The sequence below is a fragment of the Duganella phyllosphaerae genome, assembly GCF_001758785.1.
Classification (GTDB): Bacteria; Pseudomonadota; Gammaproteobacteria; order Burkholderiales; family Burkholderiaceae_D; genus Rugamonas; species Rugamonas phyllosphaerae.
On record NZ_LROM01000077.1, the window covers coordinates 116,363 to 141,184 of the forward strand.

The window sequence follows — 24,822 nt, forward strand, 5'->3', positions numbered from 1 at the left end:
GATAATCAGCGGGTCAGCCGTCATGACACTACAACATCAAGGAGACCTGCAATGGGCAATTCCAACACCACCGCCGCCGCGACCACCACTGCGGCGGGCGCCGTACTCGAGGGCGCCTACAAAAAAGCCACCTGGCACCTGATACCCTTCATTTTTGTTTGCTACTTCTTTAACTACCTGGACCGCGTCAACGTCGGCTTCGCCAAGCTGGAGATGATGGATGCGCTCAATCTGAGCAACACCGTCTACGGCCTCGGCGCCGGCATCTTCTTCATCGGCTATGTCCTCAGCGGCGTGCCAAGCAACCTGATCCTGCACAAACTGGGCGCGCGGCGCTGGATCGCCGCCATGATGATCATGTGGGGCGCCTTGTCGGCGGCCATGCTGTTCGTTACCACGCCGACGTCTTTCTACGTGCTGCGCTTCTTCACGGGCGTGGCCGAGGCCGGCTTCTTCCCGGGCATGGTGCTGTACTTTACCCACTGGTTCCCGTCGCAAAAGCGCGGCCAGGTGATGGCGCTGTTCATGTCGGCGATCCCGATCTCGGGCCTGATCGGCGGTCCGCTGTCGGGCTGGATGCTGGCGCACTTCTCGGCCGGCCAGGGCGGCATGGCCGGCTGGCAGTGGCTGTTCCTGTTGCAGGGTTTGCCAACCGTGCTGCTCGGTGTGGCCGTGTATTTCTACCTCAATGACGGCATCGCCCAGGCCAAGTGGCTGAGCACGGAAGAAAAGGGCGCCATGCAGCGCGCCCTCGACGACGACGAAAAGCAGCGGCAAGCCACCAGCACCGTCGGCCAGTCGATCGGCGACGTGCTGAAAAACGGCAGCGTGTGGATGCTCGGCGTAATCTACTTCAGCATCCAGATGGGCGTGTACGCGATTAACTTCTGGCTGCCGTCGATCATCAAGTCGCTCGGCTACGATACGCAAACGGTCGGCTGGCTCAGCGCCATCCCGTACCTGTTTGCCGCCGTGTTCATGGTCTGGGCTGGCCGCTCTGCCGACAAGCACCGCGAACGCCGCTGGCACGTCAGCGCGCCGATGCTGATGGGCTTGCTCGGCCTGATGATGGCCGCCAATTTCTCGACCAACCCGCTGGTCGTGATGGTCGGCTTGTCGATGGCCACCATGGGCGCATTGGCTGCCTTGTCGATGTTCTGGTCGCTGCCGGCCGCCTTCCTCGGCAGTGCCGCAGCGGCCGCCGGCCTGGCGCTGATCAACTCGCTGGGCCAGATTGCCGGTTTCGTCAGTCCGTTCCTGGTTGGCTGGATCAAGGACGCCACCCAGAGTACCGACGCCGCGCTGTACGTGTTGTCGGCAGTGATGCTGCTCGGGGCGTTGCTGGTGCTGCGTGTGCCGGCCAAACTGGTGAATCGGTGATCGTATGAGCAAGCAACTGAAATTCGTCATCGCCCCCGATTCGTTCAAGGAAAGCTTGAGCGCGATGGCGATCGCCAACGAAATCGAAGCGGGCTTCCGGGAAATTTTTCCCGACGCCCTGTATGTCAAGGTACCGGTGGCCGACGGCGGCGAGGGCACGGTGCAAGCCATGATCGACGCCAGCGGCGGCCGCCGGGTGGACCTGTCGGTGCGCGGTCCGCTCGGAGAGCCGGTCGAGGCTTTTTACGGCATCATGGGCGACGGCCAGACCGCCGTGATCGAAATGGCTGCCGCCAGCGGCCTGGAACTGGTGCCCCCCAACCGCCGCGATCCGCTGCACACCACCAGTTACGGCACCGGTGAGCTGATCCGCAACGCGCTCGACGCGGGCGCGCGCCGATTCGTGCTCGGCATCGGCGGCAGCGCCACCAACGATGGCGGCGCCGGCATGGTGCAGGCGCTCGGCGGTCGCCTGCTCGACGCGGCGGGACGTGACCTGCCGCCCGGCGGCGGCGCGCTCGACGCGCTCGCTCGTATCGACCTCTCAAGCCTCGACGCCCGCATCGAGGATTGCGTCTTCGACGTGGCGTGCGACGTCAGCAATCCGCTGGTGGGACCGCAGGGCGCGTCCCACATCTTTGGCCCGCAAAAGGGCGCCACGCCGGCCATGGTGGCGCTGCTCGACACCAACTTGCGCCACTATGCGGCGGTGATTGCACGCGACCTGGGCCTGGAACTGTCCGCCGTGGCCGATTTGCCCGGTGCGGGGGCCGGCGGCGGCATCGGCGCGGCCATGCTGGTATTCCTGAAGGGCAGCCTGCGCCCGGGCAGCGAGATCGTCACCGACGCCGTCGGCCTCGATGCAGCGGTGCGCGATGCCGACCTGGTGCTGACCGGTGAAGGTCGCATCGACAGTCAGACCATCCACGGCAAAACCCCGATCGGCGTGGCGCGGGTGGCCAAGCGCCACGGCAAGCCGGTGATCGGCATTGCCGGCAGCCTGGAACCTGGCGCGGGCGTAATCCACGGCCACGGCATCGACGCCGTGTTCAGCGTGGTCAACTGCCCGTGCACCCTGGAACGGGCGCTGGCGGACGCCGCCTACAATGTGCGCACGTCGGCCCGTAACATCGCTGCAGTGTTGCGCTTGGGAACACAGCTAGGCTAGGGCGGCGCGCCAGTCTGTGCTAAAGTCATTTCCTGCGGCAACAAAATGCTCGCAGGAAGGATTTTGATGCCGCCGCAACAGGGTGAACAGAAATACGTGGCCAGGTTGCCGACCATCCGCTCGCAGATCTACAGCCTGGTCTGGGCGTGCGCCTTGCCGGCCATCCTCGGCTTCGCGCTGCTGACCAACAACTTCATTGTGCGCGAGCGCAAGACCATTCAGCAAGATACGCTGATCACCGCCCGGGCCCTGATCCAGGCGGTCGATCGCGACCTCAACACCGGCATCACGGTGGCCCTGGCGCTGGCCAACTCGCCCAGCATCGACAACCGCGACTTTGCCGCCTTCTACCGCCAGGCCACCGAGGTGCTGCGGCCCGAATTTCCCGGCTATAACTTCGTGCTGCACGACCGCGATTCGGTGCAATTGCTCAACACCGCCCGTCCTTACGGCGAGCTATATCCCGATCCGCTCAGCGCGGCGCGCATTGCCCAGGTCTTCAAGACCGGCAAGCCCTTGATTTCCAACCTTTTCTACGCCGGCGCCTTGAAGCGACCGCTGGCGGCCATCCACGCGCCGGTGATCCGCGACGGCAAGGTGGTGTACGTGATCTCGGTGGCCTTCGTGCCCGAACGCCTGGGGCAGGTGCTGCGCGAGCAGCTGCTGCCGGCCAACCGCGTGACCGGCATCTTCGACGCCAACGGCGTGCTGGTCGCGCGTACCCATGATCCCGAAAAATACGTGGGCCAGCACGTGTCGCCCACGTTGCTGTCGCAGTTCCGGCTGCGCCAGGAGGATGCGATCGAGGCGACCACCCTGGAGGGCATTCCCGTCTACTCGATGTACAGCCGTTCGCAGCAGAGCGGCTGGGCGGTGGTGATCGGCGTGCCGCGCAGCGCCGTGTATGCCGAGGTATTCGATTCGATCACCTGGATCATGGCCTTCCTGGCGCTGGTCACTGCCGCCGGCTTCGGCGTGGCCTGGCACTTTGCGCGCAATATCGAGGGATCGGTGCGCTCGCTGACCACGGCTGCGATGGCGCTGGGCGGCAAGTCGCCGCAGCAACCGGCGGCGCCGGCCGCCTTCCACGAAGCGGCGCAAGCGCTCGACACGCTGCACGGCGTGGAGTCGGAACTGCTGCGCTATCGGCACCACCTGGAAAACCTGATCGAACACCGTACCCGCCAGCTGGAATCGGCGATGCGCGAAGCGCAGGCGGCCAACGCGGCCAAGGACGTCTTCGTGGCCAATATGAGCCACGAACTGCGCACACCGATGAACGCGGTGCTGGGCGTGGCGCACCTGCTGGGCCGCACCGGCGTGTCGCCGGAACAGGCGCGCTACCTGGAGATGATACGCACCTCGGGCCAGTCGTTGCTCGGCATCCTCAACGACATCCTCGACCTGTCCAAGATGCAGGCCGGGAAGGTGGAACTGCACCAGGCGCCGTTCCGTCTCGACGACGTGCTGCACGCAGTAGCCTCCATCATGAGCGTGAGCGCCGGCGACAAGCAGATCGAACTGGCCATCGGCGTCGAGGTTGATGTGCCGCGCGCGCTGGTCGGTGATGCGCTGCGCCTGCACCAGGTGCTGGTCAACCTGGCCGGCAACGCCATCAAGTTCACCGAACGCGGCGAAGTGTCGCTGCGGGTATCCCGGCTGCCGGCGCCCGGTGGCGCCACCGTGCTGTGCTTCGCGGTGAAGGACACCGGCATCGGCCTGAACGAGGAGCAGGTGGCGCGGCTGTTCTCGCCGTTTACCCAGGCCGACCTGTCCACCACGCGCCGCTTCGGCGGCACCGGGCTGGGACTGACCATCTCGCGGGGGCTGATCGAATTGATGCAGGGGCAGATCACGGTGCACAGCATGCAGGGTGAAGGCAGCGAATTCCGCTTTACCGTGCCGCTGGGCGCCACGCAGGTGGTGCCGGAGCGCGAACATGGCCAGCCGCTGCACCTGCTGCTGGCCGACGACAACGCCACCAGCCGCGACTGCATCGCCGCCGCCATCGCCGCCGCCGGCTGGACCTGCGACGTTGCCGAGTCCTCCCGGGCAGCGGTGGCGCTGCTGCGCGGTGGCACAAATTACGACGCGGTGCTGGTGGACTGGCAGATGTCCGAACTGTGCGTCTTGCAACCCGAGATCGACGCGCCGCTGGTCTGCATGCTCAATGCCTACGGCCGCGACCTGGTGGCCGAAGACATGGCCAACGGCCGCATTGCCGCCTGCCTGACCAAGCCGGTGACGGTGCCGGGCTTGCTGGAAGTAGTGCAGGCCGCGCGCGCCCACGTCCCGGCGCCGGTCAGGCAGGACGACAGCGCCCAGCCGCCGTTGGCCGGCGTGCGCATCGTGCTGGTGGAAGACAATCCGATCAACCAGGTGGTGGCGCGCGGCCTGCTTGAGCAGGCCGGGGCGCGGGTGACGCTGGCCGAAAACGGCGAGCAAGCGGTGGCCCAACTGCGCCGTCTCGATTGCGACCTGGTGCTGATGGACGTGCAGATGCCGGTGATGGACGGCTTTACCGCCACCCGTATCATCCGCGAACAGCTGCGCCTGACCCTGCCGGTGATCGCCATGACCGCCGGCGTGATGGCCAGCGAGCGCGAACAGTGTATTGCGGCCGGGATGGACGACTTTATCGGCAAGCCGATCGATGTCGAGCAGATGTTCGCGATTTTGGCGCGCCATTTGAGCCGCGCCTGAGCGCTGCAGCGATAGCAAAATGCACAGCTGCGATACGGTTTTTTCATAGCGGATTTTTTGCCGTAGCATATCGGAAATAGTTCGTTTTATATCGATAGCCAGACGAATATAGTTCTGGTTATGACTTATCTATCTAAAGCCCTCACGACCAAGCGTATTCTTGGCCCTTCCAGGCGCCGCCTGGCCCTGTTAGCCATTCCTGCCGCGATCCAGCTGCTGCTCGCCCCGTCCGCGTATGCCGATGACTCTTCCGCCGCCGATGCTGGCGTGGTGGCGCGCGTGACCGTCGCGGGCGGCCGCGTAGCGCGCGCCGATGAGACGACCGATGATCCGCAGCGCGCACCCACTTCGTCGTATCGCGTCACCGGCGACCGGCTCGATGAACAGAAACTGACCTCGCTGGAAGACTTGCAGCAGCTGGTGCCCGGCCTGGTGATCCAGAGCACCGATCCGTCGGACACCCAGATCAGCATCCGTGGCGTGGGCGACGGCGGCGGCCAGGCCAGCGGCGACGCCAATATCGGCATGCCGAGCAGCGTGGCGATCTACGTCGATAATGTGTACCTGGCGCGTGCCGGCATGCTGGGCAACGGCCTGGGCGACATCGCCTACGCCGAAGTGCTGAGCGGCGCCCAGGGCACTGCGTTCGGCGCCAACGCCACCGGCGGCGTACTGAATATCCATACCCGCGCGCCGTCTTCCACGCCCGAGGCTTCGACGTCGTTCTCGGTGGGTCAGAACGGCTACCGGCGTTTTCGCGCCATGGTCTCCGGTGCCTTGTCCGACCACTGGGCCGGGCGGCTGAACACCGTCTACAGCAATAACGACGGCCCGGTCACCAACCTGCGCAACGGCCACAAGCTCGGCGGCGGTTCGAGTTCCGGCCTGCGCGCGCAGGCGCTGTATACCCGCGGGGCTGCGTTCAGCCTGCGCCTGTCGGCCGACTACAGCATCAGCAGCAGCGCGCCCACGCCGGTACTGCTGGCCACCAATGTGTTCAGCGGTACCGACGGTTACGTCACCCGTTCGCGCCAGATCGGCAACAACATCGTATTCGGCCCCAACGTCGATCTCGACGACGAGAACAGCATCCACGTCAAGCAGGGTGGCCTGTCGGCGGTGGCGCAGTGGCAGTTCGACAGCGGCTACAAGCTGCGCTCGGTGTCGTCGGTGCGCTCGTTCCGGTCCGAGCCGAACATGGCCGACGGCTTCAGTGTCAACATCTATAACAACACCGGCACGGCGGTACGCGATCGCACCTGGTCGCAGGAGTTGCGTCTCGATTCGCCACTGGGCGAGCACTTCGATTACGCGCTGGGCTTGACCTATCTGGGCCAGAACATGGAGTCGGTGGCGCATACGCGCTATGGTCCCGGTCCGCTGCCGGGCATTTACCTGGGCTCCGCCACCTACAACAATCTCGACGTCATCCGCCTCGGTACGTTGCGGGACCGCATGGCGTCGCCCCACGCGCAGGGCACCTGGCACATCGCGCCGGACTGGGACCTGACCGGCGGCGTGCGGGTCAACTACCAGGAGAGGGGCGGTCAGTTCGTGCGGTTCAACCGGGTGGCTTTCAATTCCGGCTACCTGAAGGAATATCACACGCTGCCGTCCGGCACGCTGGTGCTCAGGCATACGTTGAACCACGACTGGAGCAGCTACCTGGCCGCGTCGTACGGCGAAAAATCGGGCGGCCTGAATATTTCGGCCGGCGCGGCGCGCCAGGCGGGGCTTGACTCGCTCTACGTCAAGCCGGAGAAAACCCGCACCGTGGAACTGGGCGTGAAGGGCGCTTTGTGGCGCGACCGGATCTCGCTCAAGGCCGACATCTTCCAGACCGAGATCAGCGATTTTCAAACCCAGGGCTACAACCCGGAAGACCAGCAAACCTACCTGATGAACGCCGGCAGCTTCCGTTCACGCGGGTTCGAGGCCACCGTGCACACGGCGTTTACCCGCAACTTCACGGTCGACCTGGCTGGCGTCTACAACGACGCGCGCTATCTCGATTACCGCAACGCGCGCTGCGCGCCCGAGGTGACGTTGTCGCCACGGCCACCGGCATCGTGCGACCTGACCGGCGCGCGCGTGTTCAACGCGCCCAAGGTGACCTGGAATGCCAGCGCGCGCTATGGATGGCGCACCGATGGCGGTTTCGACAACTTCGTCAGCGCCCGCTACGCCTACCGCGGCGCCATGTTCGGCACCGTCGATAACTCGGCGCTCACCCGGGTGAGTAGTTACGGCCTGGCCTCGTTTTCGGCTGGCACCGGTGGTAAGCTGGCGCGCGGTGACTGGAGCGCATCGCTCTGGATCAACAACGCCTTCGACAAGCAATACTACCGGCGCGTGGGCGCCGGCGATTACGGCACGGTCTGGGGCTGGCTGGGCGAAGCGCGCACGGTTGGCGCAACGCTGACTTACAAATACTAGGTAACGGAAGACAGGCATGAGTGCATCATTCGAACGTCGTCAATTCATCAAACTGGCATCGTTGCTGACCGGGGGCGCCGCAGCGCTCACCCAGGCCTCCGGCGTCGTTGCTGCTACCGGCACTGCCCCGGCACCGGCTACCGCGGGCCGCGCCGGGCCGCCGCAATTGGGCGAGACGCCGATGCAATGGCTCGAAGGCCGGCCTGCCAGTTTTGCCGGCGCCACCTGGGGCGTGCCGTGGCCGCAGGGCCGCGTTCCGCGCGACGCCGGTTTCGAATTGCGCGGCGCCGGCAGTGGCGCGGCTACTCAGCCGGTGCAATCGTGGCCGCTCGCGTACTGGCCCGATGGCTCGCTCAAATGGTCGGCCCATGCGCTGCCGCCCGATGCAAAAGGTGGATTGCCGCAGGCCGGCTACAGCCTGCATCCGCTGGTCGGCGAAGCCGCCAGCGCAGCAAAGCAGGGGGCACCGCTGGCCAAAGATAATGGCAGTGCGATCGAGATCGACACCGGCGTGCTGCAATGTTCGCTGCCGCGTTCCGGTGCGGTGCTGGTGACGGCCATGAAACGTGGCGGCAAGCAGCTGCTGCGCGACGGCCGCCTGGTGCTGCTGGTCGATGGCGCGCTCGATGACGAAACCCGGGGTGCCAGTCGCCGCGCTTACGATGGCGCCATCGACAAGGTGACGCTGGAGCAGAACGGCGCCCAGCGCGTGGTGCTGCGCATCGACGGCAGTCATCGTCACGCCGACGGCGCCACCTTGCTGCCGTTCGTGGTGCGCATGTACTTCTACAAGAATTCCGACGCGGTGCGGCTGGTGCACACGCTGGTGTACGACGCCGATCCCGCCAAGTCCTATATCCGTGGCGTGGGCCTGCGCTTCGGCGTGCCGCTGGCGGCCGAACTGTACGACCGCCATATCCGCTTCGTGGGCGATAACGGTGGCGTGTTCGCCGAAGCCGTCAAGGGCCTGACCGGCCTGCGCCGTGATTCCGGCGCCGCCGTCTACGACGCGCAACTGAACGGCCGCGCGGTGCCGCTGGCGCAGCTGGGCGCGCAGGTAAAGAAGGGGCTGCAATACATACCGGCGTTCGGCAGCTACTCGCTGCTGCAATCGCATTCGGACGGTTTTTCGATCAGCAAGCGCACCAGCGCCGGCCATGGCTGGATTCACGCCGCCAGCGGCGCGCGCGCCTCCGGCACCGCCTACGTGGGCGCACCCGATGGCGGCGTGGCTTTCGGCGTGCGCAATTTCTGGCAGAGCTATCCGGGCCAGATCGACATCCACGGCGCCGAGACCGCGCAGGCGACGGTCACCATGTGGCTGTGGGCGCCCAACGCCCCGGCCATGGACCTGCGCTTCTATCACGACGGCATGGGCGAGGACACCCACGAGAAGCAGCGCGACGCGCTTGACATCACCTACGAGGATTACGAGCAGGGCTTCGGCACGCCGCTGGGCGTGGCCCGCACCAGCGAGCTGCAATGGCAGCTCCTCGCTGCCACGCCGCTGGCCGACGACCTGGTGGCGATCAGCCGCCGTATCCAGTCGCCGCCGCAACTGGTGACCAGCTCCGAGCGCATCTACCAGGCCGGTGTGTTCAGCGATTACTGGAGTCCGGCGGCTGCCCAACCGAACGCCGCCCAGGCAAAACTGGAAAAGCAGCTGGCCTGGGGCTTCGACTTCTACCGCAACCAGGTCGAAGACCGCAAGTGGTACGGTTTCTGGGACTTCGGCGACGTCATGCACACCTACGACAACCAGCGCCACGTGTGGCGCTACGATGTCGGCGGCTTTGCCTGGGACAACTCGGAGCTGAGCACCGACATCTGGCTGTGGCACTACTTCCTGCACACGGGCCGCGCCGACGTCTTCCGCATGGCCGAAGCGATGACGCGCCACACCGGCGAAGTCGATGTCCACCATATCGGCCCGTTCGCGCCGCTCGGTTCGCGCCACAACGTGCAGCACTGGGGCGACAGCGCCAAGCAGCTGCGCATTTCCACCGTGATCAACCGCCGCTTCATGTATTACCTGACCGCGGACGAACGCATCGGTGATCTGATGACGGCGCAAACCGACGCCGTCAACCGCCTGCAAACCGTGATCCCGGGCCGCAAGATCGGCCAGGTGGCGCCGACCATCGATCCGGAGAACCATGCCAGCGTGTCGTTCGGCACCGACTGGGGTGCAATTGCCGGCGCCTGGTTTACCGCGTGGGAGCGCAGCGGCCAGCCCGAGATCCGCGACAAGCTGCTGCGGTCCATGGCCAGCATCGCCGCCCAGCCGGAAGGCTTCCTCGCCGGCGGCGGCACCATGAACCTGCGCACCGGCGCCTTCATCGTCGAAAAAGAACGCAAGATCAATGTCTCGCACCTGAGCGCAGTGTTCGGCCTGCCGGAAATCTGCAGCGAATTGATACGCACCGTGCCGCAACCGGCATTCCGCGACGCCTGGCTGCGCTACTGCCGGCTGTACAACGCCACCGAGGCGCAGCAAAAGGCGGAGCTGGGCCAGAGCCTGGGCAAGCTCAATCTTGGCCAGGGCCACGCGCGCCTGCTTGGCTACGCCGCGGTGCAGTGGCAAGACCCTGCTGTGCTCAAGCGCGCCTGGGCGCAGTTCTACGAAGGCAAGGCGGGGCTGGTGGACAAGGACCTGGTGTCGCGCCGCGTGAAACCGCCGCTGGTGCTGCGCGAGGTCGAAGAAGCACCGGCCATTTCCACCAATGCGATGTCGCAGTGGGCGCTGGGCGCGATGGGCATGATGGCGCTCGACGCCATCGGCCAGGTCGTGGTGGCGGACGACTTCCGGCGTTTCGATCCGCGCGCCTGGGCGGTGGAAGCGGAAGCCGGCAATCCGGAGCAGGCAGCATTCGCGTCATCCGGTGCGCTGATCCTCGACGCCGAGCGCGGCCTGACGGTATGGCTGCGCCAGCAGCTGATCGGCCACTACGAGATCAGTTTTACCCGCACCGTGCTGGCCGAGGGCAAACCGCACGAGCGCCTGTCGGACCTGAACTTCTTCTGGGAAGCGCAACTGGGCGTCAATCCATTTACGCATTCTGGCAAGCTGGAAGACTACGACAAGGTGCCGATGTTCTACGCCGGCATCGGCGGCAACACCAACACCACCTCGCGCTTCCGTGCGTACGATGGCAGCGGCGAGCGCAAGCTGCTGCAGGAGTACCTGGGCGCCGACTGCCTGCTCAAGGCCAACCAGCCGTACCGCATCCGCATCGTGGTCGATGGCAAGGGCACGCGCCTGTACGTGGACGACCGCGAGTGGTTCAGCGCTCCCGGTCCGCAAGCCGGTGGCGGCTACTTCGGCCTGCGCACGACGCAGTCGCGCCAGAAGGTGGAGAACTTCCAGGTGCGCCGCATCGCCTGAACCACGGTTATCTGACAAAATAGCCGGTTACGCGCCAGATCCCGTCCGCGTCCGGCATCGGCGTCATTGACGACCACGCCGGCCTGGTTGGTGGAGTCGCTGGTGTAGCGGATGACCACGTATGGCCCTTGGGCGCGCCGGGCGAGGTCTGGAAATACGCATCTTGATGATTGAAGCTGATTGCCGATGATTGCAAAAGAATGCCAATGATACAATCGAGCAACCCTTTCAATCCGTCTGCTATCTCATGATCGTTTCATCCGCAACCGATTTCCGCGCTGTCGCGCAGCGCAAGCTGCCGCCGTTCCTGTTTCACTACCTCGACGGCGGCGCCGGTGCCGAGCAGACCTTGCGCGCCAATGTCGACGACCTGCAACGGATCAATCTGCGCCAGCGCATCCTGCAAGGCTCGGAAGACCTCGACCTGAGCACCGAATGGTTCGGCAAGACCTACGGCATGCCGATGGCGCTGGCGCCGGTCGGCCTGACCGGCATGTATGCGCGCCGGGGCGAGGTGCAGGCGGCGCGCGCGGCCAGTGCGCGTAACATTCCGTTCATCCAGTCCACCGTGTCGGTGTGCCCGCTGGCGGAAGTGGCCCAATCGATCGACCAGCCGCTGTGGTTCCAGCTGTACGTGCTCAAGGACCGCGCCTTCATGCGCGACGTCTTGCAGCGCGCCAAGGCGCTGGGCGCGTCCACGCTGGTGTTTACCGTCGATATGCCGGTGCCGGGTGCGCGTTATCGCGACGCCCACAGCGGCATGAGCGGTCCCAACGCGGCGCTGCGGCGCATGTTGCAGGCGGTCACTCATCCGGGCTGGGCCTGGGACGTGGGCTTGCACGGCCGCCCGCATGACCTGGGCAACATCTCGGCCTATCGCGGCCAGGTGACCGGCCTGGCCGACTACATCGGCTGGCTGGGTAACAACTTCGATCCGTCGATCGGCTGGAGCGACCTGCAGTGGATCCGCGACGAGTGGGAAGGGCCGATGGTGATCAAGGGCATCCTCGAGGCGGACGATGCACGCGCCGCCCTGTCGTTCGGGGCCGATGGCATCGTGGTGTCGAACCACGGCGGCCGCCAGCTCGACGGCGCGCTGTCCACCGCGCGCGCGCTGCCCGCCATTGCCGCGGCGGTCAAGGGCAAGATGACCATTTTCGCCGACGGCGGCGCCCGCACCGGCACCGACATCTTCCGTTTGCTGGCGCTGGGCGCGGACGGCGTGCTGCTGGGCCGGGCCTTCGTGTACGCGCTGGCGGCGCAAGGCCAGGCCGGCGTGGCCAAGTTGCTGGCGATCCTGGAAAAAGATATCCGGACCACCATGGTGCTCACAGGGGTAAAATCGGTGCGCGAGATTGGCCCGCACTTATTGGCTTGAGAGTTGCCTCAATCCTCTGGAACCAGGAGCATGGATGAAGTTACGGTTGTTGACGGCGGTGATGTTCTTTACGCTGGCCGCCCCGGCCATCGCGCAAGAGTTGGATGCCACGCCGGCGCCTGATTTGCCGCTGTGGGAAGTCGGCCTGTTCGGCGGCGCCGCCAGCACACCGGCCTATCCGGGGGCGGACGACCGTTCGCAGCGGGCACTGGTACTTCCCATGGTGATATATCGCGGCAAGGTGCTGCGGGCCGACCGCTCCGGCATCGGCGCGCGGCTGCTCAATACCGACCGGGTGGAACTCGACATTGGTTTTGCGGTGTCGCTGCCGGCCAAATCGGACGACGTGGGCGCGCGCGCCGGCATGCCCGACCTCAACTCATTGCTGGAATTCGGCCCGCGCCTGAAGGTGCGCCTGGCCGATACGGAAATCTCGCGCCTGCGGCTGGAGCTGCCGCTACGCGTGCCACTGGAACTGGGCAATGGCTTCAAGCGCCAGGGCCTGGTGTTCGAACCGCGCCTGGTGGCGGAAACGGGCGACCGCAGCGGCGTGTGGCAGGCCGATGCCAACCTCGGCATGGTCTTCGGCAACGCCCGCTTGAACCGGTACTTTTACGACGTGGCGCCGCAGTATGCCACGGCTGACCGTCCCGCGTACCAGGCCGGCGCCGGCCTGATGATGACAAGACTGGGCCTGAGCCTGTCGCGTCGCGTAGCGCCCGACTGGCGCGTGTTCGGTTTCACCCGTTACGACAATCTCAGTCACTCGGCCAACCGCGACAGCCCGTTGTTCCGCAAGAACAGCGGCTGGTCGGCCGGGGCAGGTTTTACCTGGACCATCCACCGTTCGGCAGCGCGGGCCTGGGAATAAACTGCGGGCCCGGTGCTGCCGATCAGTGGTCGGTGTGCAGGTACGACGGCGTTTTCGGCAACCGCGTACTGAACAGGAAGGCGATCACCATCAGCACGGTCACGTAGACGAAGAACCAGTTTTCGTGGCCCAGGTTCTTGAACGTGAGGCCGACGAATTCGGCCGAGCCGCCGAAGATGGCGTTGGCGATCGCGTACGAGAAGCCCACGCCCAGCGCGCGCACCTCGGGCGGGAACATCTCCGCTTTCACCAGGCCGCTGATCGAGGTGTACAGGCTGACGATGGCCAGCGCCAGCGTAATGAGCATGAACGCCATGAACGGGCTATCGTTACCGCGCAACAGGTGCAGGATCGGATAGGTTGCCAGCGCGCCCAAGGCACCGAACAGCATCATCGAGTTGCGGCGGCCGATGCGGTCGGCCAGCATGCCGAACAGCGGCTGCATGCACATGTAGGCGAACAGGGCGCCGGTCATGATGATGCTGGCGGTCTTGGCCGGCATGCCGGCGCTGTTGACCAGGTACTTCTGCATGTAGGTGGTGAAGGTGTAGAAGATCAGCGAACCGCCGGCTGTGTAGCCGATCACGGTGATGAAGGCGGCGCGGTGATGCTTGAAGATGTTGGCCAGGGTGCCGGCTTCCTTGTTGTCCTGGTCGGCCGCCTTGCCGGTTTCGTGCAGGGTGCGGCGCAGCAGCAGCGACACCACGGCGGCAATCGCGCCGATCACGAACGGAATGCGCCAGCCCCAGGCTTTCAGTTCGGCTTCGGTCAGGAATACCTCGAGCACCACTACCGTCAGCACGGCCAGCAACTGGCCGCCGATCAGGGTCACATACTGGAACGACGAGAAGAAACCGCGCTGGCCGCGCAGCGCCACCTCACTCATGTAGGTAGCGGTGGTGCCGTACTCGCCGCCCACCGACAGGCCCTGGAACATGCGCACGATCAGCAGCAGGATCGGTGCGGCCACGCCGATGGAGGCGTAGGTGGGCAGCACGGCAATGGCCAGCGAGCCGCCGCACATCATCATCACAGAGATCATCATCGATTTTTTACGGCCGACGCGGTCGGCGATACGGCCGAACAGCCAGCCACCGATCGGACGCATCAGGAAACCGACCGCGAACACGGCGGCTGACTTCAGGAACTCGGTGGTAGGGTTACCGCTTGGGAAAAACTGGCTGGCGAAGTAGATCGAGGCGAACGAATAAACGTAAAAGTCGAACCATTCGACCAGGTTGCCGGAAGAGGCGCTGATGATGGCAAACACGCGTTTGCGCTTTTCTTCAGCGGTGTAGTGGGGTTGTGTTGCGGTTGTGGCGGTCATGTGGCTCCCGTTGCGGTATCAGATATCACATTCATGAAGATGCTTCATTCATGAATAATGTTTCTGATTGTAAAGCATCTTCGACAACTATGGTGCCACGCTTGCGGGGTCTTCGGAACTTGTGGTTGGTTCCAGTCAGCGTTCGTGCTGCTCTGGCTGTTCTTTTTGCGTCAGGGGCAGCAGCTCCAGCATGTCGAACAGGGTGGCCGGTTGTGCACCTGGCTGGCGCTGCGCGAGGTCAGCCAGTGAACCCGGGGTAGGTCCGGCGTCGCCGGGCGCGTGGTTGAAGTAATTGAAGTCGAGTTTGATCTTGGCCTGCAGGTCGCTTGCGTAGTTTTCCGGGTACGTGGCCTGTTCCAGTGCGGGCAGCTGGTTGAAATGATCGAGCACCGAGGTGAAGAACCTGGTCATCTTGCCGGTCTGGTTGTATTCGTTCATCGCGGCGGCCACTACCTGGCTGCGCCAGGCCTGTTCTTCCTTGTTCGCTTGGTGTTCGGCCGCGCGGCGCTCGTTGACGGTAAACGTTCCGCTTTCGTCGTGTGAAATGGTCGACAGCTGTTCGCGCGACAGCCCGGCGAACGGGTTCGGCGCCTTGCCGGCGATGAAGGCGGTGGCCGCCGCCGCCGACTTGATCGAGGCGTCGTCGGCAGGCGTTGGCACCTCGCTGGCGGCGGCTGCCTTGTTGGCTGGATCGAGGGTGTAAAACACCTTCCTGACGTCAGCCTCCAGTTGCCGCTGCAAGGTCGCGTGATCCATGCCCTGCAATCTGGCGGCGGTGTGCTCGCCAGCGGCCGATAGCCTGCCCGCCAGCGTGGAAACGGTCACTTTTTCGGTGGGCGCGGCCACTTTTGCCGCCGGCGCTGCCGACGGCTTTGACTGCACCGTTGCCGTGGTGGCGTCAGCGGCAGGGCGCGCCGAAATACCGGACAGGTTGACCATTGCTTACTCCATGAAGTGCTGGATCGTATGGCAATAACGGCAGGTTTTCCCGTTTCATGAGCGCTGCACGGCGCGCCGGTTAGCCAACGCACGTTGTGCCGTGTGAACTGTGTGTATTGTTAAATCGTCTTAACTCGTCATCCTTTTCATCTCAACCAGGAACCCGCCATGAATCTCGACAAGTCCACCAGCAAGCCTGTCAACGCGTCCACCGCCAACCCCGACCTGGCGATCGACAACGAGCCGAATTTCGCCGACAACCTGCCGCAGCGCATCAAGGACCTGCTCGAACAAACCAGCTCGAAGCTGGCGCACAACGAATTGCGCGAGTGGGGCAAGCTGCTGCTGACCCAGGCGCCAGCGATCCAGGCCGGCATCGCGCGCCGGGTGGACAAGCGTACTGTCAAGAAAACTGCCATTGCCGCGGTGGCGCTGGGCGTGGGCTACTACCTGCTGAAGCGCCGCTAAGTCCTTTCAGCACAGCTGCCGTTGGGTCGGCGACCAAGGCTGACCGCTAGCAGCTGCTTGCCTTGCGATAAAACAAACCCGGATATTTCCTGCGATCTACAATTTCGCAATGGCAATATCCAAACGACTCCGTCCTAGGCGCCAGCATGGCGTGACCGCGATCATGTTCATCATGAGCATGCTGGGCGTCGTGGTGTTCAGCGGCATGGCGCTGGACCTGGTACTGGTCCACCATCGCCGCCAGGAACTCGATTTGGCCGCGCGCATGGTAGCGCTGGCGGCCGCCCGCCAGCTCAATGGCAGCGCGGCCGGCATCGACAATGCGCTGGTCCGCAGCGCCGAGGTGCTGGCCACGCTGAAATATCGTTATGGCAGGGGTACGCTGGCGTGGCGCGACGACGTGCTGTCGTTCGGCGCCACCCCCGACGGCGGCTGGGTCGATACCGCCGCCGCCAAGGCGGCGCCGGCCGGCCGAATGTTCGTGCGCGCCGATACCGCCGGGCTCGATGCCAGCGCCGGCTCGGTTACCCTGTACATCGTCAGCCTGTTGTTCCCGTCGCTGCGGTCGGTGACGGTGGCGACCACCGCCGTGGCCGGCCGCACCGGCATCGACGTCATGCCGCTGGCGGTATGCGCCATGTCGGAAGTGGCGGGTGCGGCGCGCACCAACCCCGGACCGCCGGCTACCGTCGAACTGGTGGAGTATGGTTTCCGGCGCGGCGTCGGCTACGATCTGATGCAGCTCAATCCGCACGGTGTGGATCCGGCCAATTTCGTCATCCATCCGTTTCGCCGGACCGGTGCGGCCGTCACACCGTTACCGTCGGTAGATTCCCTGGGGCCGCACGTGTGTACCGGCCAGCTGGCCATCACCACGGTGTTCGGCGGGCCGCTCACGGTGGCGGGACCGTTTCCGTTGTCATCGACCTTCCGCCAGCTCAATTCGCGTTTCAACCAGTACGAAAACAACTTGTGCACGTCCGCGACGGCTATCATGGACAGCAACCCCAAGTCCTACGCCCGTAGCGGCGGTGTGCCGTGGATGGCCGCCACGCCTGACCAGCAGGGCGCCCTGGCAACCACCATTGGCGGCAAATTGCATACCATTGCCGACCTGGCGGCGCCGCCGGCCGGCACCCAGGCCAAGATGTATGGCCCATTGTGGGCCTATGCCAGGGCGGTGCGGTTCAGCGCCTGGTCGGCCGGCGCCAACGAACCGACGGCCGGTTACCCGACCTTCGGCCCGGCCGACTGGGCCAGCCTGTACGGGCCGGTCGCGCCGGTCGCCAAGAGCTATCCCTCCACCACGCCATACCAGAGCACCGGCGGCGCCAACTACGAGCAGCCGCCGCTGGACCAGCTGGGCCTGGCCCATCGTCGCGTGCTCAACTTGCCGCTGCTGGCCTGCCCGGTGGCCGCTGGCGGCCCCGCGCCCGCGACCGTGCTGGCCATCGGCAAATTCATGATGACGGTACCGGCCACGGCCACCACGCTGTATGCCGAATTCGGCGGACTGGCGCCCGAGCATACGCTGGGCGGCCCGGTGGAGCTGTTCCGGTGAGCGCCAGGCGCAGGGCGGGCGGCCTGGTCACTGCGGAGTTTTCGCTGGTCCTGGTGCTGTTCCTGACCATGACTTTCGGCGTGCTGGAAGTGGGGCGCGCCATGTACATGTTCAACGTGCTGCACATGGTGACGCAGCGTGCTGCGCTGGCGGCCGCCAATGCCGACTTTTCCGATCCGGAGGCCATGGCGGCGGTGCGGCGGTATGCCGTGATGCGCAGCACACCCGGCGCCCTGATCATGGGCGCCCCGGTCACCGATGACCATGTGCGTATCGACTACCTGTCGCTGGCGGGAGCGGCCGGCAAGGCCATGGTGCCCATCGCGGCCGGCGGCATGCCGGCGTGCCCGGTGAACAACCGTATCGCCTGCATGCACGATCCGAACGGCGCCGCCTGCATCCGGCTGGTGCGGGTACGGATCTGCGATCCCGCCGATACCGGCACCTGCCGCCACACCGCCTACCGCACCATGTTCCCGCTGGTGCGGCTTCCCCTCCAGTTGCCGCTGGCATCGACGATTGCCGGCGCCGAGACGCTGGGTGCAATGCCGGGCGACGGACCTTGCCAGTGATGGCCGCGCGGTCGTCCTAGCACCAGGTCCTGCTAGAGCGGCAGCCTGGCGATCACCTTGATCTCGAACTGGAAGCCGTATAACCACGTCACGCCCACCCCGGTCAGCGTCGGGTAGGGCGCCTCGCCCCAGTACTGCGGCACCACCTGCCACACCTTCTCGAAATTCTCTTCCGGGTTTACCAGGAACACGGTGACGTCCACCACGTCATCGAAAGTGCAGCCGGCAGCCGCCAGCACCGCGTTCAGATTTTCGAACGCCAGGTGCACTTGCGCGAGCAGGTCAGGCTCGGGCGAACCGTCCTGGCGGCTGCCCACCTGGCCCGAGACGAACAGCAAGCCATTGGCCCGCACCGCCGGCGAATACCGGTTACGCTCATACAAAGCCCGGCGTCCTGCCGGGAATACCACGTCACGCTGGTTCATGTCGACCTCCTTGAATAAGGCGCCATTGTGCGGTTCCCCGCTTGTTTGATAAACGGCGATAATGCTGCATCACTGTTTGTCATAGCCAAATAATAAGGAGTGCCCATGGACAGGTTCGAGGCCATGCAAGCCTATGCGCGCGTGGTGGAAGCAGGCAGTTTTACGCGCGCGGCCGCCACCCTGGGCATCAGCCGCACCAGCGTGACGCAGCTGGTGCAACAGCTGGAGGCGCACCTGAAGGTCAAGCTGCTCCACCGCACCACGCGCCAGGTGAACGTTACCGCCGACGGCGCCGTGTACTACGAACGCGTGATCCGCCTGCTGGCCGATCTCGATGACACCGAGGCCAGCCTGTCGAGCGCCTCGGCCCAGCCGCGCGGCAAGCTCAAGGTCGATGTTCCGAGTCCGCTGGCGCGCATGATCCTGATGCCGGCGCTGCCCGATTTCCACGCCCGCTATCCCGACCTGCAGATCGACATGGGCGTGAGCGACCGCGCCATCGACATCATTGGCGAGAACGTCGATTGCGTGGTGCGCGGCGGCGTGCTTACCGACCAGTCCCTGAAGGCGCGCCACGTGGGCGACCTGCACCTGGGCTTGTACGCGGCGCCGTCGTACCTGGCGCGCGCCGGTACGCCCGCCCATCCGCGCGACCTGGAAGGCACCCACCACCGCATCGTCGGCTTCCTGTGGGGCCGTGCCGGCAAGACCTACCCGGTGGCGATGGCGCGCGGCGCCGAGCATCTCGACATCGGCGGCCGGTACGTGGTGGCGGTCGATGACGGCAACGCCTATCTGGCAGCCGGGCTGGCCGGCATGGGCGTGCTATGGCTGCCGCACTACATGGCGCGGCCGCACCTGGCCGGAGGTGAGCTGGTGGCGCTGTTCGGCGAATGGCAACTGGCGCCGATGCCGCTGCACGTGGCTTACGCCCCCAACCGCTACGTCAGCACCCGGCTGCGCGTGTTCATCGACTGGGTGGCGGAGTTGATGGCGGTACACGCGCCGGTCATGCGGCCGCCGATTTAGTCAGACTGCCTTCAAAGCTACTTTGCCACCTGCGCGGCCAGCCAGCGCTCGATGGTGGCGCGGTGTTCGGGCGTGGTCAGGTGCACCTGCTGCGGATCGAGCACGATCTCGCGCGGCGCGGTGATCACGTTGAAGGCGGCCAGGGTGGACGTGGGCGGCGTCACCATGTCGTTGAATCCGGCGTAGTACAGCCCTGGCGCGCGCAGGCGGCGGGCAAAGTTGACGGTGTCGTAGTAGGAGCTGGTGACCAGCTTCGCGTCCGACAGCAGGTCCTGCCCTTGGCCGAGGACATCCGGGCGAAACAGTCCGGGCCAGCCGCCGGCGCGCCCGTCCAGGTAGCCGGTAACATCGCTGTACGCCGGATACGAGGCGACGGTGGCGGTCACGCGTGGATCGAGTGCGCTGGCCATGATGGCCAGCTGGCCACCCTGGCTGCCGCCTTGCGCCACCAGGTTTTTGCCATCCCACTTGGGATGCCGGGCCAGGTAGTCGAGCGCGCGCAGGGCGCCCAGGTACACGCGCCGATAGTAATAGGTATGGGCGTTGTCGAGGTTATAGCGATTGTAGCTCTCCAGCGCGCCGATGTTGAGCTGCTCGTACAATTCGTCGGGCAGGTTGACCGGAATGCCGTGGATGCCGATTTGCAGTGTGATATAGCCCTTGGCCGCCATCTCCGGCGTGCCCTTGTAGCCGCGCACCCCGGCGCCCGGCACTTGCAGAACGGCCGGATAGGGCCCGGCGCCGCGCGGCACAGACAGCACGCCGTAGATGCGCGTGGGCCGTCCGCCGGGCGGCTGCGCCACGTTCTGGAAACTCAGGTACGACACTTCCACCTGTGCGGTCGACAGCGCCGGCGCGGGCGTGAGCATAAACTGCGGCTCGACCGCAGCCAGCGCGCGCTTCTGCGCCTGCCAGAACTGGTCGAAGTCGGCCGGCTCCTGTTGCACCGGCACGATTTTTTCCGGGCTGAAAGCAGCGGTGGCGCGGCCCTCCTGGACCTTGCCCTGCACGGTGGCCTTGACCAGCAGCCGCACGAAGCCCGGCCGCGTGGGCGCCGGCGCCGACAGGCGCAAACCCTGTTCAGGTACCAGCGCCGTGCGCTCGGTACCTTCGATCATGTCCGGCCCCAGGCGATAAGTGATGGCAACGCCTTCGGCCGGGTAGGGCTTCAGGTTGAACTTGACACTGAAGGTGGCGGCATCGCCGACCTGGTAAGTCCAGGTCGGCCGGTCGAGTCCCACTAGCAGCACCACGTCGGCAGCGACCACGGGAACGATGGTGGTGCTGGCCGTAACGCTGGCCCAGGCCGGCGCAGCAACCAACAGGTGGGCACATGCCAGCAGCGTGGCGGCAAGGGGCTTGGAGAAGGTGAGAGGGTTCATGCCGAAATAGTAGCGGCTGATGTCCCCCTGATTGCAGGAACGCTACGAACAATCACCATTTTGAGCACAGCTGTCACGCATATCCGGACTGGCGCGGTACGGCACTAATGAGATATTATTCTCATTAATAAACGCAACCATGTTGCGATTGTAGGTATCATCCCCATCCGATCAGGAGAATTGCGTGACCATCGACAGTCTTCATCCGCCCGTGCAGGGCCGCACAGCCGGCAAAGCAGGCAATCAACCGGTGCTCGACGCCGTCGGCGTGGTCGCCGGTTACGGCGGCAAGACCATTTTGCAGCGGCTCGATTTGCAGGTGCGCGCGGGCGAGATTTATGCGCTGCTGGGCGCCAATGGCGCCGGCAAGACCACCACCGTCAGCCTGTTCCTCGGCTTTGTCGCACCGGTCGCCGGCACGGTCAAGGTCAGCGGTTTCGACCCCGTCACGGAACCGGCGCAGGCGCGCCGCCACCTGGCCTATATCCCGGAAAACGTCGCGCTCTACGAGCACCTGACGGCGCGCGAAAACGTCGGCTACCTGCTGCACCTGGCCGGCCAGCAGGAGGACCCCGCCGCCATCGATCAGGCGCTCGCTGCCGCCGGCCTCGATGCGGCCGCGTTCGACCGTCGCGTGGCCGGTTTCTCCAAGGGCATGCGGCAGAAGGTGGCGATCGGGCTGGCGCTGGCGCGCAAAGTGCCGGCGCTGCTGCTCGACGAACCGACTTCCGGCCTCGATCCGCAAGCTACTTCCGAATTCAACCGCCTGCTGGGCGTGCTGCGCGCCCAGGGCGTGGCGATCCTGATGGTGACCCACGACCTGCTCAGCGCCGCTGACGTGGCCGACCGCATCGGTTTCCTGGAAGCGGGGCGCCTGCGCGAGGAAGTGGCCGCCGCCGGCGACGACCGCTTCGACGTGCGCGCACTGCATCGCCGTTATGCTGCCCAGTCGGCAACCTCGGCACCCTCGGCAGAGGCAGCGTGACCATGGCGACCTCCCTGATCACCCGCATCGCCCGCGAGGAATGGCGCGTGCTGGTACGCGACCGCGCTGCCGTCGTCGGCCTGTTGCTGTTGACGGTGCTGATGTGCGTTGCGGCGCTCACCGCGTACGAGCAGCAGCGCGGCGCGAACGCCGAGCGGGCGCGCTACCAGGCGCAATCGAACCACGAGTTCCAGGCCCAGCCCGACCGCCACCCGCACCGCATGGTCCACTACGGCCATTTCCTGTTCCGGCCTGTCAATCCGCTGGCCGCGTTCGACCCCGGTATCGACGGCTATACCGGCAGCACGCTGTTCGTCGAAGGGCACCAGCAAAACAGCGCCAACTTCGGTGACGTGCGCCAGACTTCGCTGCTGCTGCGCTTCGGCCAGTTGACGCCCGCCTTCGTGTTGCAGGTGCTGGCGCCGTTGCTGCTGGTGTTCTTCGGCCACGCGGCGGTGGCGCGCGAGCGCGAATCGGGCACCTTGCGGGTGCTGCTGGCGCAGGGTGTGGCCAGCCGCCAGCTGGTGCTGGGCAAGCTGCTGGCGTTATGCGGCTTCACGGCCCTGATGCTGCTGCCGGCGCTGGCCGGCCTGGCCTGGATGGCGGCCAGCGGCCATGCGCCCTGGTTGCCGGTGCTGTTGCTGGCGGCCGGCTATACCGGCTGGCTGCTGTTGTGGTCGGTTGGCGTGGTGCTGGTGTCCACCGTGCTCGCACGCGGCCGCGACGCCTTGCTGGTGCTGCTGGCCGCGTGGGCGGTGGCAGTGATCCTGTTGCCGCGCTGGGTACCCGATGCGGCCAACAATGCCGTGGCGCTGCCCACGCGCTATGAGAACGTGATCAACGTGCAGCGCGACTACCTGGCGCTGGGCGACTCGCATAATCCTGCCGATCCGAAATTTGCCGCCTTCCGCGACAGCCTGCTCAAACAATACAACGTCACCCGCGTGGAAGATTTGCCGGTCAACCTGAAGGGACTGGTGAGCATGGAAGGCGAGCGCCGCTCGACCGAACTGTTCAACCGCTATGCCGCGTCCACCATGGACCGCCAGGAAGAACAGAGCCGCCTGATCGATCACGCCGGCTGGCTCAGTCCCGCGCTGGCGCTGCGGCGCCTGTCGATGACGGCGTCCGGCACCGACCTGGCCAGCTTTCGCAGCTTCCTCGAGCAGGGCGAAGCCTATCGCTACGCGCTGATCCAGGGGCTCAACAAGCTGCACGCGGAAGAAGTGCACTATGCCGACGACGGCAAGGCCGGCAAGGAAAACCGTATTTCGAATGCCCACTGGCAGGGCTTCCCGCCGTTCCCTTACCGCCAGGCGCAGGTCGATGAAATCCTGGTGCGCGCCGCACCTGCGGGCGCCGCGCTGGTGCTGTGGATACTGGCATTGACCGGGCTGACCTGGTGGCTTGCCGGTCGCCTGGGGAGGGCCGTGCGTTGAACCTGCTCACCAATTGGCTGTCTTTTGAATGGCGCCTGATCGTCCGCTCACGCCTGTCGGTCGTGGCCTTGCTGCTGTTGCTGCTGTTGTCGGCCCTGTCGGTGTGGTCCGGTGTGCAGGAAGTGGCGCGCCAGCGCGCCACCATCGCCCGGCTGGCGACTTTGCAGGCGCAGGACAGCGCCGTGGCCACCACCCGCAACGCCACCGGCGGCGATGCCGGCAGCGCCGCCTACTACACCTTCCACCATACCTGGGATGCGCCCACCGACGCCGCCTTCCTGGCGCTGGGCCTGCGCGACGTCGCGCCCTATGCGCTGCGCATCCGCGCGCTGGGTCTGCAGGCGCAGCTCTACGAGGGTGAAAGCTTCAACCCCGAGGTGGCGCTGCCGGGCCGTTTCGATTTCGCCTTTGTGCTGATCTATCTGTCGCCGCTGTTCGTGATCGCGCTGCTGCACGACCTGGTCTCGAGCGAGCGGCAGTCGGGCCGGCTGCGGATGCTGGCCGCCATGCCCGATGGCGCCCGCCTGTGGCGCCGGCGGGTGGCGCTGCGCTTTGCGCTGTTGCTGGCCTGCCTGGTCTTGCCGGTACTGGCAGGGGCGCTGTGGACAGGACTGGGCGTGGCGGCAATCGCCATCGTGCTGGCGGTGGCGGCCAGTTACCTGGCGTGCTGGATCGGCGTGTCGCTGCTGATCGGCGCGCGCGGGCGGCGCTCCGTCACCAACGCCACCGCGCTGATGGGCGTGTGGGCGGTACTGACGCTGGTGCTGCCCACGCTGGCCAACGTCGTGCTTACCCGCGCAATCCCCGTGCACCAGGGCGTGGACCTGATGCTGGCGCAGCGCCAGACCGTGCACGGCGCCTGGGAAGTGCCGCGTGCCGAGACCATGCGCAAGTTCTACCTGAACCACCCTCAATGGCGCGACAGCGCACCGCTGCCGGTGGGCTTTCACTGGAAATGGTATTTTGCGTTCCACCAGCTCGGTGACGAAAGCGTGGCCGGCCAGGTGGCGCAGTACCGCGCCGGGCTGATGGCGCGCCAGCAGTGGACCGAGCGCCTGGGGTGGGTACTGCCCGGCGTGGGCGTGCAGGCGGTGCTGCACCGGCTGGCAGCCACCGACTTGCCCGCGCAGTTGGCGTACCAGCAGCGCATCACCGGCTTCCATGAAGCGCTGCGCAATTTCTATTACGGCTACCTGTTCACCGAGAAGCCGTTCGGACCCGCGCAGGCGGCGCAGCAGCCGGTGTTCGAGCCGGCGGCGGACGCTGCGCCGGCGCCGTGGCGGGCGGCGGGGGCGGTATGCCTGGTCGCGTGGCTGGTGTTTGCGGCCGGAATATGGCGGCTGGCGCGCATAAAAGCCGGCGCCGAACGCTGAT

The 24,822-nt window shown here is 65.8% G+C and carries 18 protein-coding genes; 14 read left to right on the plus strand and 4 right to left on the minus strand.

What is annotated here, in order from left to right; translation table 11 throughout:
• Positions 1-51: 51 nt before the first annotated feature.
• The 7 genes from DUPY_RS10400 to DUPY_RS10430 all read left to right on the plus strand — a co-directional run bounded on the left by DUPY_RS10400 (position 52) and on the right by DUPY_RS10430 (position 13,321).
• Positions 52-1,380: an MFS transporter gene (locus tag DUPY_RS10400; RefSeq protein ID WP_070247753.1), complete on the plus strand. Its 1,329-nt coding sequence runs from the start codon at positions 52-54 to the stop codon at positions 1,378-1,380.
• A 16-nt stretch (positions 1,381-1,396) separates the two neighbouring features.
• On the plus strand, positions 1,397-2,548 hold the full coding sequence (locus tag DUPY_RS10405) for a glycerate kinase (RefSeq protein ID WP_070247802.1): 1,152 nt from the start codon (positions 1,397-1,399) through the stop codon (positions 2,546-2,548).
• 66 nt (positions 2,549-2,614) lie between these two features.
• Positions 2,615-5,251: a hybrid sensor histidine kinase/response regulator gene (locus tag DUPY_RS10410; RefSeq protein WP_070247754.1), complete on the plus strand. Its 2,637-nt coding sequence runs from the start codon at positions 2,615-2,617 to the stop codon at positions 5,249-5,251.
• A 120-nt stretch (positions 5,252-5,371) separates the two neighbouring features.
• Complete coding sequence (locus DUPY_RS10415; RefSeq protein WP_084640647.1) at positions 5,372-7,687, plus strand: TonB-dependent receptor; 2,316 nt, start codon at positions 5,372-5,374, stop codon at positions 7,685-7,687.
• Between the two features lie 16 nt (positions 7,688-7,703).
• Complete coding sequence (locus tag DUPY_RS10420) at positions 7,704-11,072, plus strand: exo-rhamnogalacturonan lyase family protein (protein WP_070247756.1); 3,369 nt, start codon at positions 7,704-7,706, stop codon at positions 11,070-11,072.
• 247 nt (positions 11,073-11,319) lie between these two features.
• Positions 11,320-12,450, plus strand: a complete 1,131-nt coding sequence (gene lldD / locus DUPY_RS10425; RefSeq protein WP_070247757.1) for an FMN-dependent L-lactate dehydrogenase LldD — start codon at positions 11,320-11,322, stop codon at positions 12,448-12,450.
• A gap of 34 nt (positions 12,451-12,484) precedes the next feature.
• Positions 12,485-13,321: a MipA/OmpV family protein gene (locus tag DUPY_RS10430; RefSeq protein ID WP_070247758.1), complete on the plus strand. Its 837-nt coding sequence runs from the start codon at positions 12,485-12,487 to the stop codon at positions 13,319-13,321.
• Positions 13,322-13,343: 22 nt separating this feature from the next.
• Here DUPY_RS10430 and DUPY_RS10435 read toward each other — a convergent pair whose 3' ends face one another.
• Together DUPY_RS10435 and DUPY_RS28635 are read right to left on the minus strand one after the other, a co-directional pair.
• Positions 13,344-14,648: an MFS family transporter gene (locus tag DUPY_RS10435; protein WP_070247759.1), complete on the minus strand. Its 1,305-nt coding sequence runs from the start codon at positions 14,646-14,648 to the stop codon at positions 13,344-13,346.
• A gap of 135 nt (positions 14,649-14,783) precedes the next feature.
• Positions 14,784-15,587, minus strand: a complete 804-nt coding sequence (locus DUPY_RS28635) for a hypothetical protein (protein WP_070247760.1) — start codon at positions 15,585-15,587, stop codon at positions 14,784-14,786.
• 168 nt (positions 15,588-15,755) lie between these two features.
• On the opposite strand from DUPY_RS28635, the gene DUPY_RS10445 reads away from it, so the two are divergent.
• The 3 genes from DUPY_RS10445 to DUPY_RS10455 all read left to right on the plus strand — a co-directional run bounded on the left by DUPY_RS10445 (position 15,756) and on the right by DUPY_RS10455 (position 18,188).
• On the plus strand, positions 15,756-16,055 hold the full coding sequence (locus DUPY_RS10445) for a hypothetical protein (RefSeq protein WP_070247761.1): 300 nt from the start codon (positions 15,756-15,758) through the stop codon (positions 16,053-16,055).
• A gap of 151 nt (positions 16,056-16,206) precedes the next feature.
• Complete coding sequence (locus DUPY_RS10450) at positions 16,207-17,616, plus strand: pilus assembly protein TadE (RefSeq protein ID WP_141749503.1); 1,410 nt, start codon at positions 16,207-16,209, stop codon at positions 17,614-17,616.
• Positions 17,613-18,188 (plus strand): TadE family protein, encoded by a 576-nt coding sequence (locus tag DUPY_RS10455; protein WP_070247763.1) that lies wholly within the window; start codon positions 17,613-17,615, stop codon positions 18,186-18,188. The genes DUPY_RS10450 and DUPY_RS10455 overlap by 4 nt, the downstream gene beginning before the upstream one ends.
• A 32-nt stretch (positions 18,189-18,220) precedes the next feature.
• Here the strand turns inward: DUPY_RS10455 and DUPY_RS10460 are convergent, their stop codons facing one another.
• Positions 18,221-18,613, minus strand: a complete 393-nt coding sequence (locus tag DUPY_RS10460; protein ID WP_070247764.1) for a RidA family protein — start codon at positions 18,611-18,613, stop codon at positions 18,221-18,223.
• A 105-nt stretch (positions 18,614-18,718) separates the two neighbouring features.
• Here DUPY_RS10460 and DUPY_RS10465 point away from each other — a divergent pair, with 105 nt between their 5' ends.
• Positions 18,719-19,642, plus strand: a complete 924-nt coding sequence (locus tag DUPY_RS10465) for a LysR family transcriptional regulator (protein WP_070247765.1) — start codon at positions 18,719-18,721, stop codon at positions 19,640-19,642.
• A 17-nt stretch (positions 19,643-19,659) separates the two neighbouring features.
• Here the strand turns inward: DUPY_RS10465 and DUPY_RS10470 are convergent, their stop codons facing one another.
• Positions 19,660-21,024 carry an acetylxylan esterase gene (locus DUPY_RS10470; RefSeq protein ID WP_084640648.1) on the minus strand — a complete coding sequence of 455 codons (1,365 nt, stop codon included), beginning with the start codon at positions 21,022-21,024 and terminating at the stop codon, positions 19,660-19,662.
• A 184-nt stretch (positions 21,025-21,208) separates the two neighbouring features.
• On the opposite strand from DUPY_RS10470, the gene DUPY_RS10475 reads away from it, so the two are divergent.
• Genes DUPY_RS10475 through DUPY_RS10485 form a run of 3 tightly spaced genes read left to right on the plus strand, consistent with a single transcriptional unit; the run spans position 21,209 to position 24,821 of the window.
• Positions 21,209-22,009 carry an ABC transporter ATP-binding protein gene (locus DUPY_RS10475; protein ID WP_084640649.1) on the plus strand — a complete coding sequence of 267 codons (801 nt, stop codon included), beginning with the start codon at positions 21,209-21,211 and terminating at the stop codon, positions 22,007-22,009.
• Between the two features lie 2 nt (positions 22,010-22,011).
• Complete coding sequence (locus DUPY_RS10480) at positions 22,012-23,448, plus strand: ABC transporter permease (protein ID WP_070247767.1); 1,437 nt, start codon at positions 22,012-22,014, stop codon at positions 23,446-23,448.
• Positions 23,445-24,821, plus strand: coding sequence for an ABC transporter permease (locus tag DUPY_RS10485; RefSeq protein ID WP_070247768.1), 1,377 nt, complete (start codon positions 23,445-23,447; stop codon positions 24,819-24,821). The genes DUPY_RS10480 and DUPY_RS10485 overlap by 4 nt, the downstream gene beginning before the upstream one ends.
• Position 24,822 lies beyond the last annotated feature (1 nt).

Excerpts from the sequence above, each read along its gene's own strand:
- DUPY_RS10400 (WP_070247753.1), top strand. The coding sequence starts at position 52 with ATGGGCAATTCCAACACCACCGCCGCCGCGACCACCACTGCGGCGGGC.
- DUPY_RS10410 (WP_070247754.1), top strand. The coding sequence starts at position 2,615 with ATGCCGCCGCAACAGGGTGAACAGAAATACGTGGCCAGGTTGCCGACC.
- DUPY_RS10415 (WP_084640647.1), top strand. The coding sequence starts at position 5,372 with ATGACTTATCTATCTAAAGCCCTCACGACCAAGCGTATTCTTGGCCCT.
- DUPY_RS10420 (WP_070247756.1), top strand. The coding sequence starts at position 7,704 with ATGAGTGCATCATTCGAACGTCGTCAATTCATCAAACTGGCATCGTTG.
- lldD (WP_070247757.1), top strand. The coding sequence starts at position 11,320 with ATGATCGTTTCATCCGCAACCGATTTCCGCGCTGTCGCGCAGCGCAAG.
- DUPY_RS10430 (WP_070247758.1), top strand. The coding sequence starts at position 12,485 with ATGAAGTTACGGTTGTTGACGGCGGTGATGTTCTTTACGCTGGCCGCC.
- DUPY_RS10435 (WP_070247759.1), bottom strand. The coding sequence starts at position 14,648 with ATGACCGCCACAACCGCAACACAACCCCACTACACCGCTGAAGAAAAG.
- DUPY_RS28635 (WP_070247760.1), bottom strand. The coding sequence starts at position 15,587 with ATGGTCAACCTGTCCGGTATTTCGGCGCGCCCTGCCGCTGACGCCACC.
- DUPY_RS10445 (WP_070247761.1), top strand. The coding sequence starts at position 15,756 with ATGAATCTCGACAAGTCCACCAGCAAGCCTGTCAACGCGTCCACCGCC.
- DUPY_RS10460 (WP_070247764.1), bottom strand. The coding sequence starts at position 18,613 with ATGAACCAGCGTGACGTGGTATTCCCGGCAGGACGCCGGGCTTTGTAT.
- DUPY_RS10465 (WP_070247765.1), top strand. The coding sequence starts at position 18,719 with ATGGACAGGTTCGAGGCCATGCAAGCCTATGCGCGCGTGGTGGAAGCA.
- DUPY_RS10470 (WP_084640648.1), bottom strand. The coding sequence starts at position 21,024 with ATGAACCCTCTCACCTTCTCCAAGCCCCTTGCCGCCACGCTGCTGGCA.
- DUPY_RS10480 (WP_070247767.1), top strand. The coding sequence starts at position 22,012 with ATGGCGACCTCCCTGATCACCCGCATCGCCCGCGAGGAATGGCGCGTG.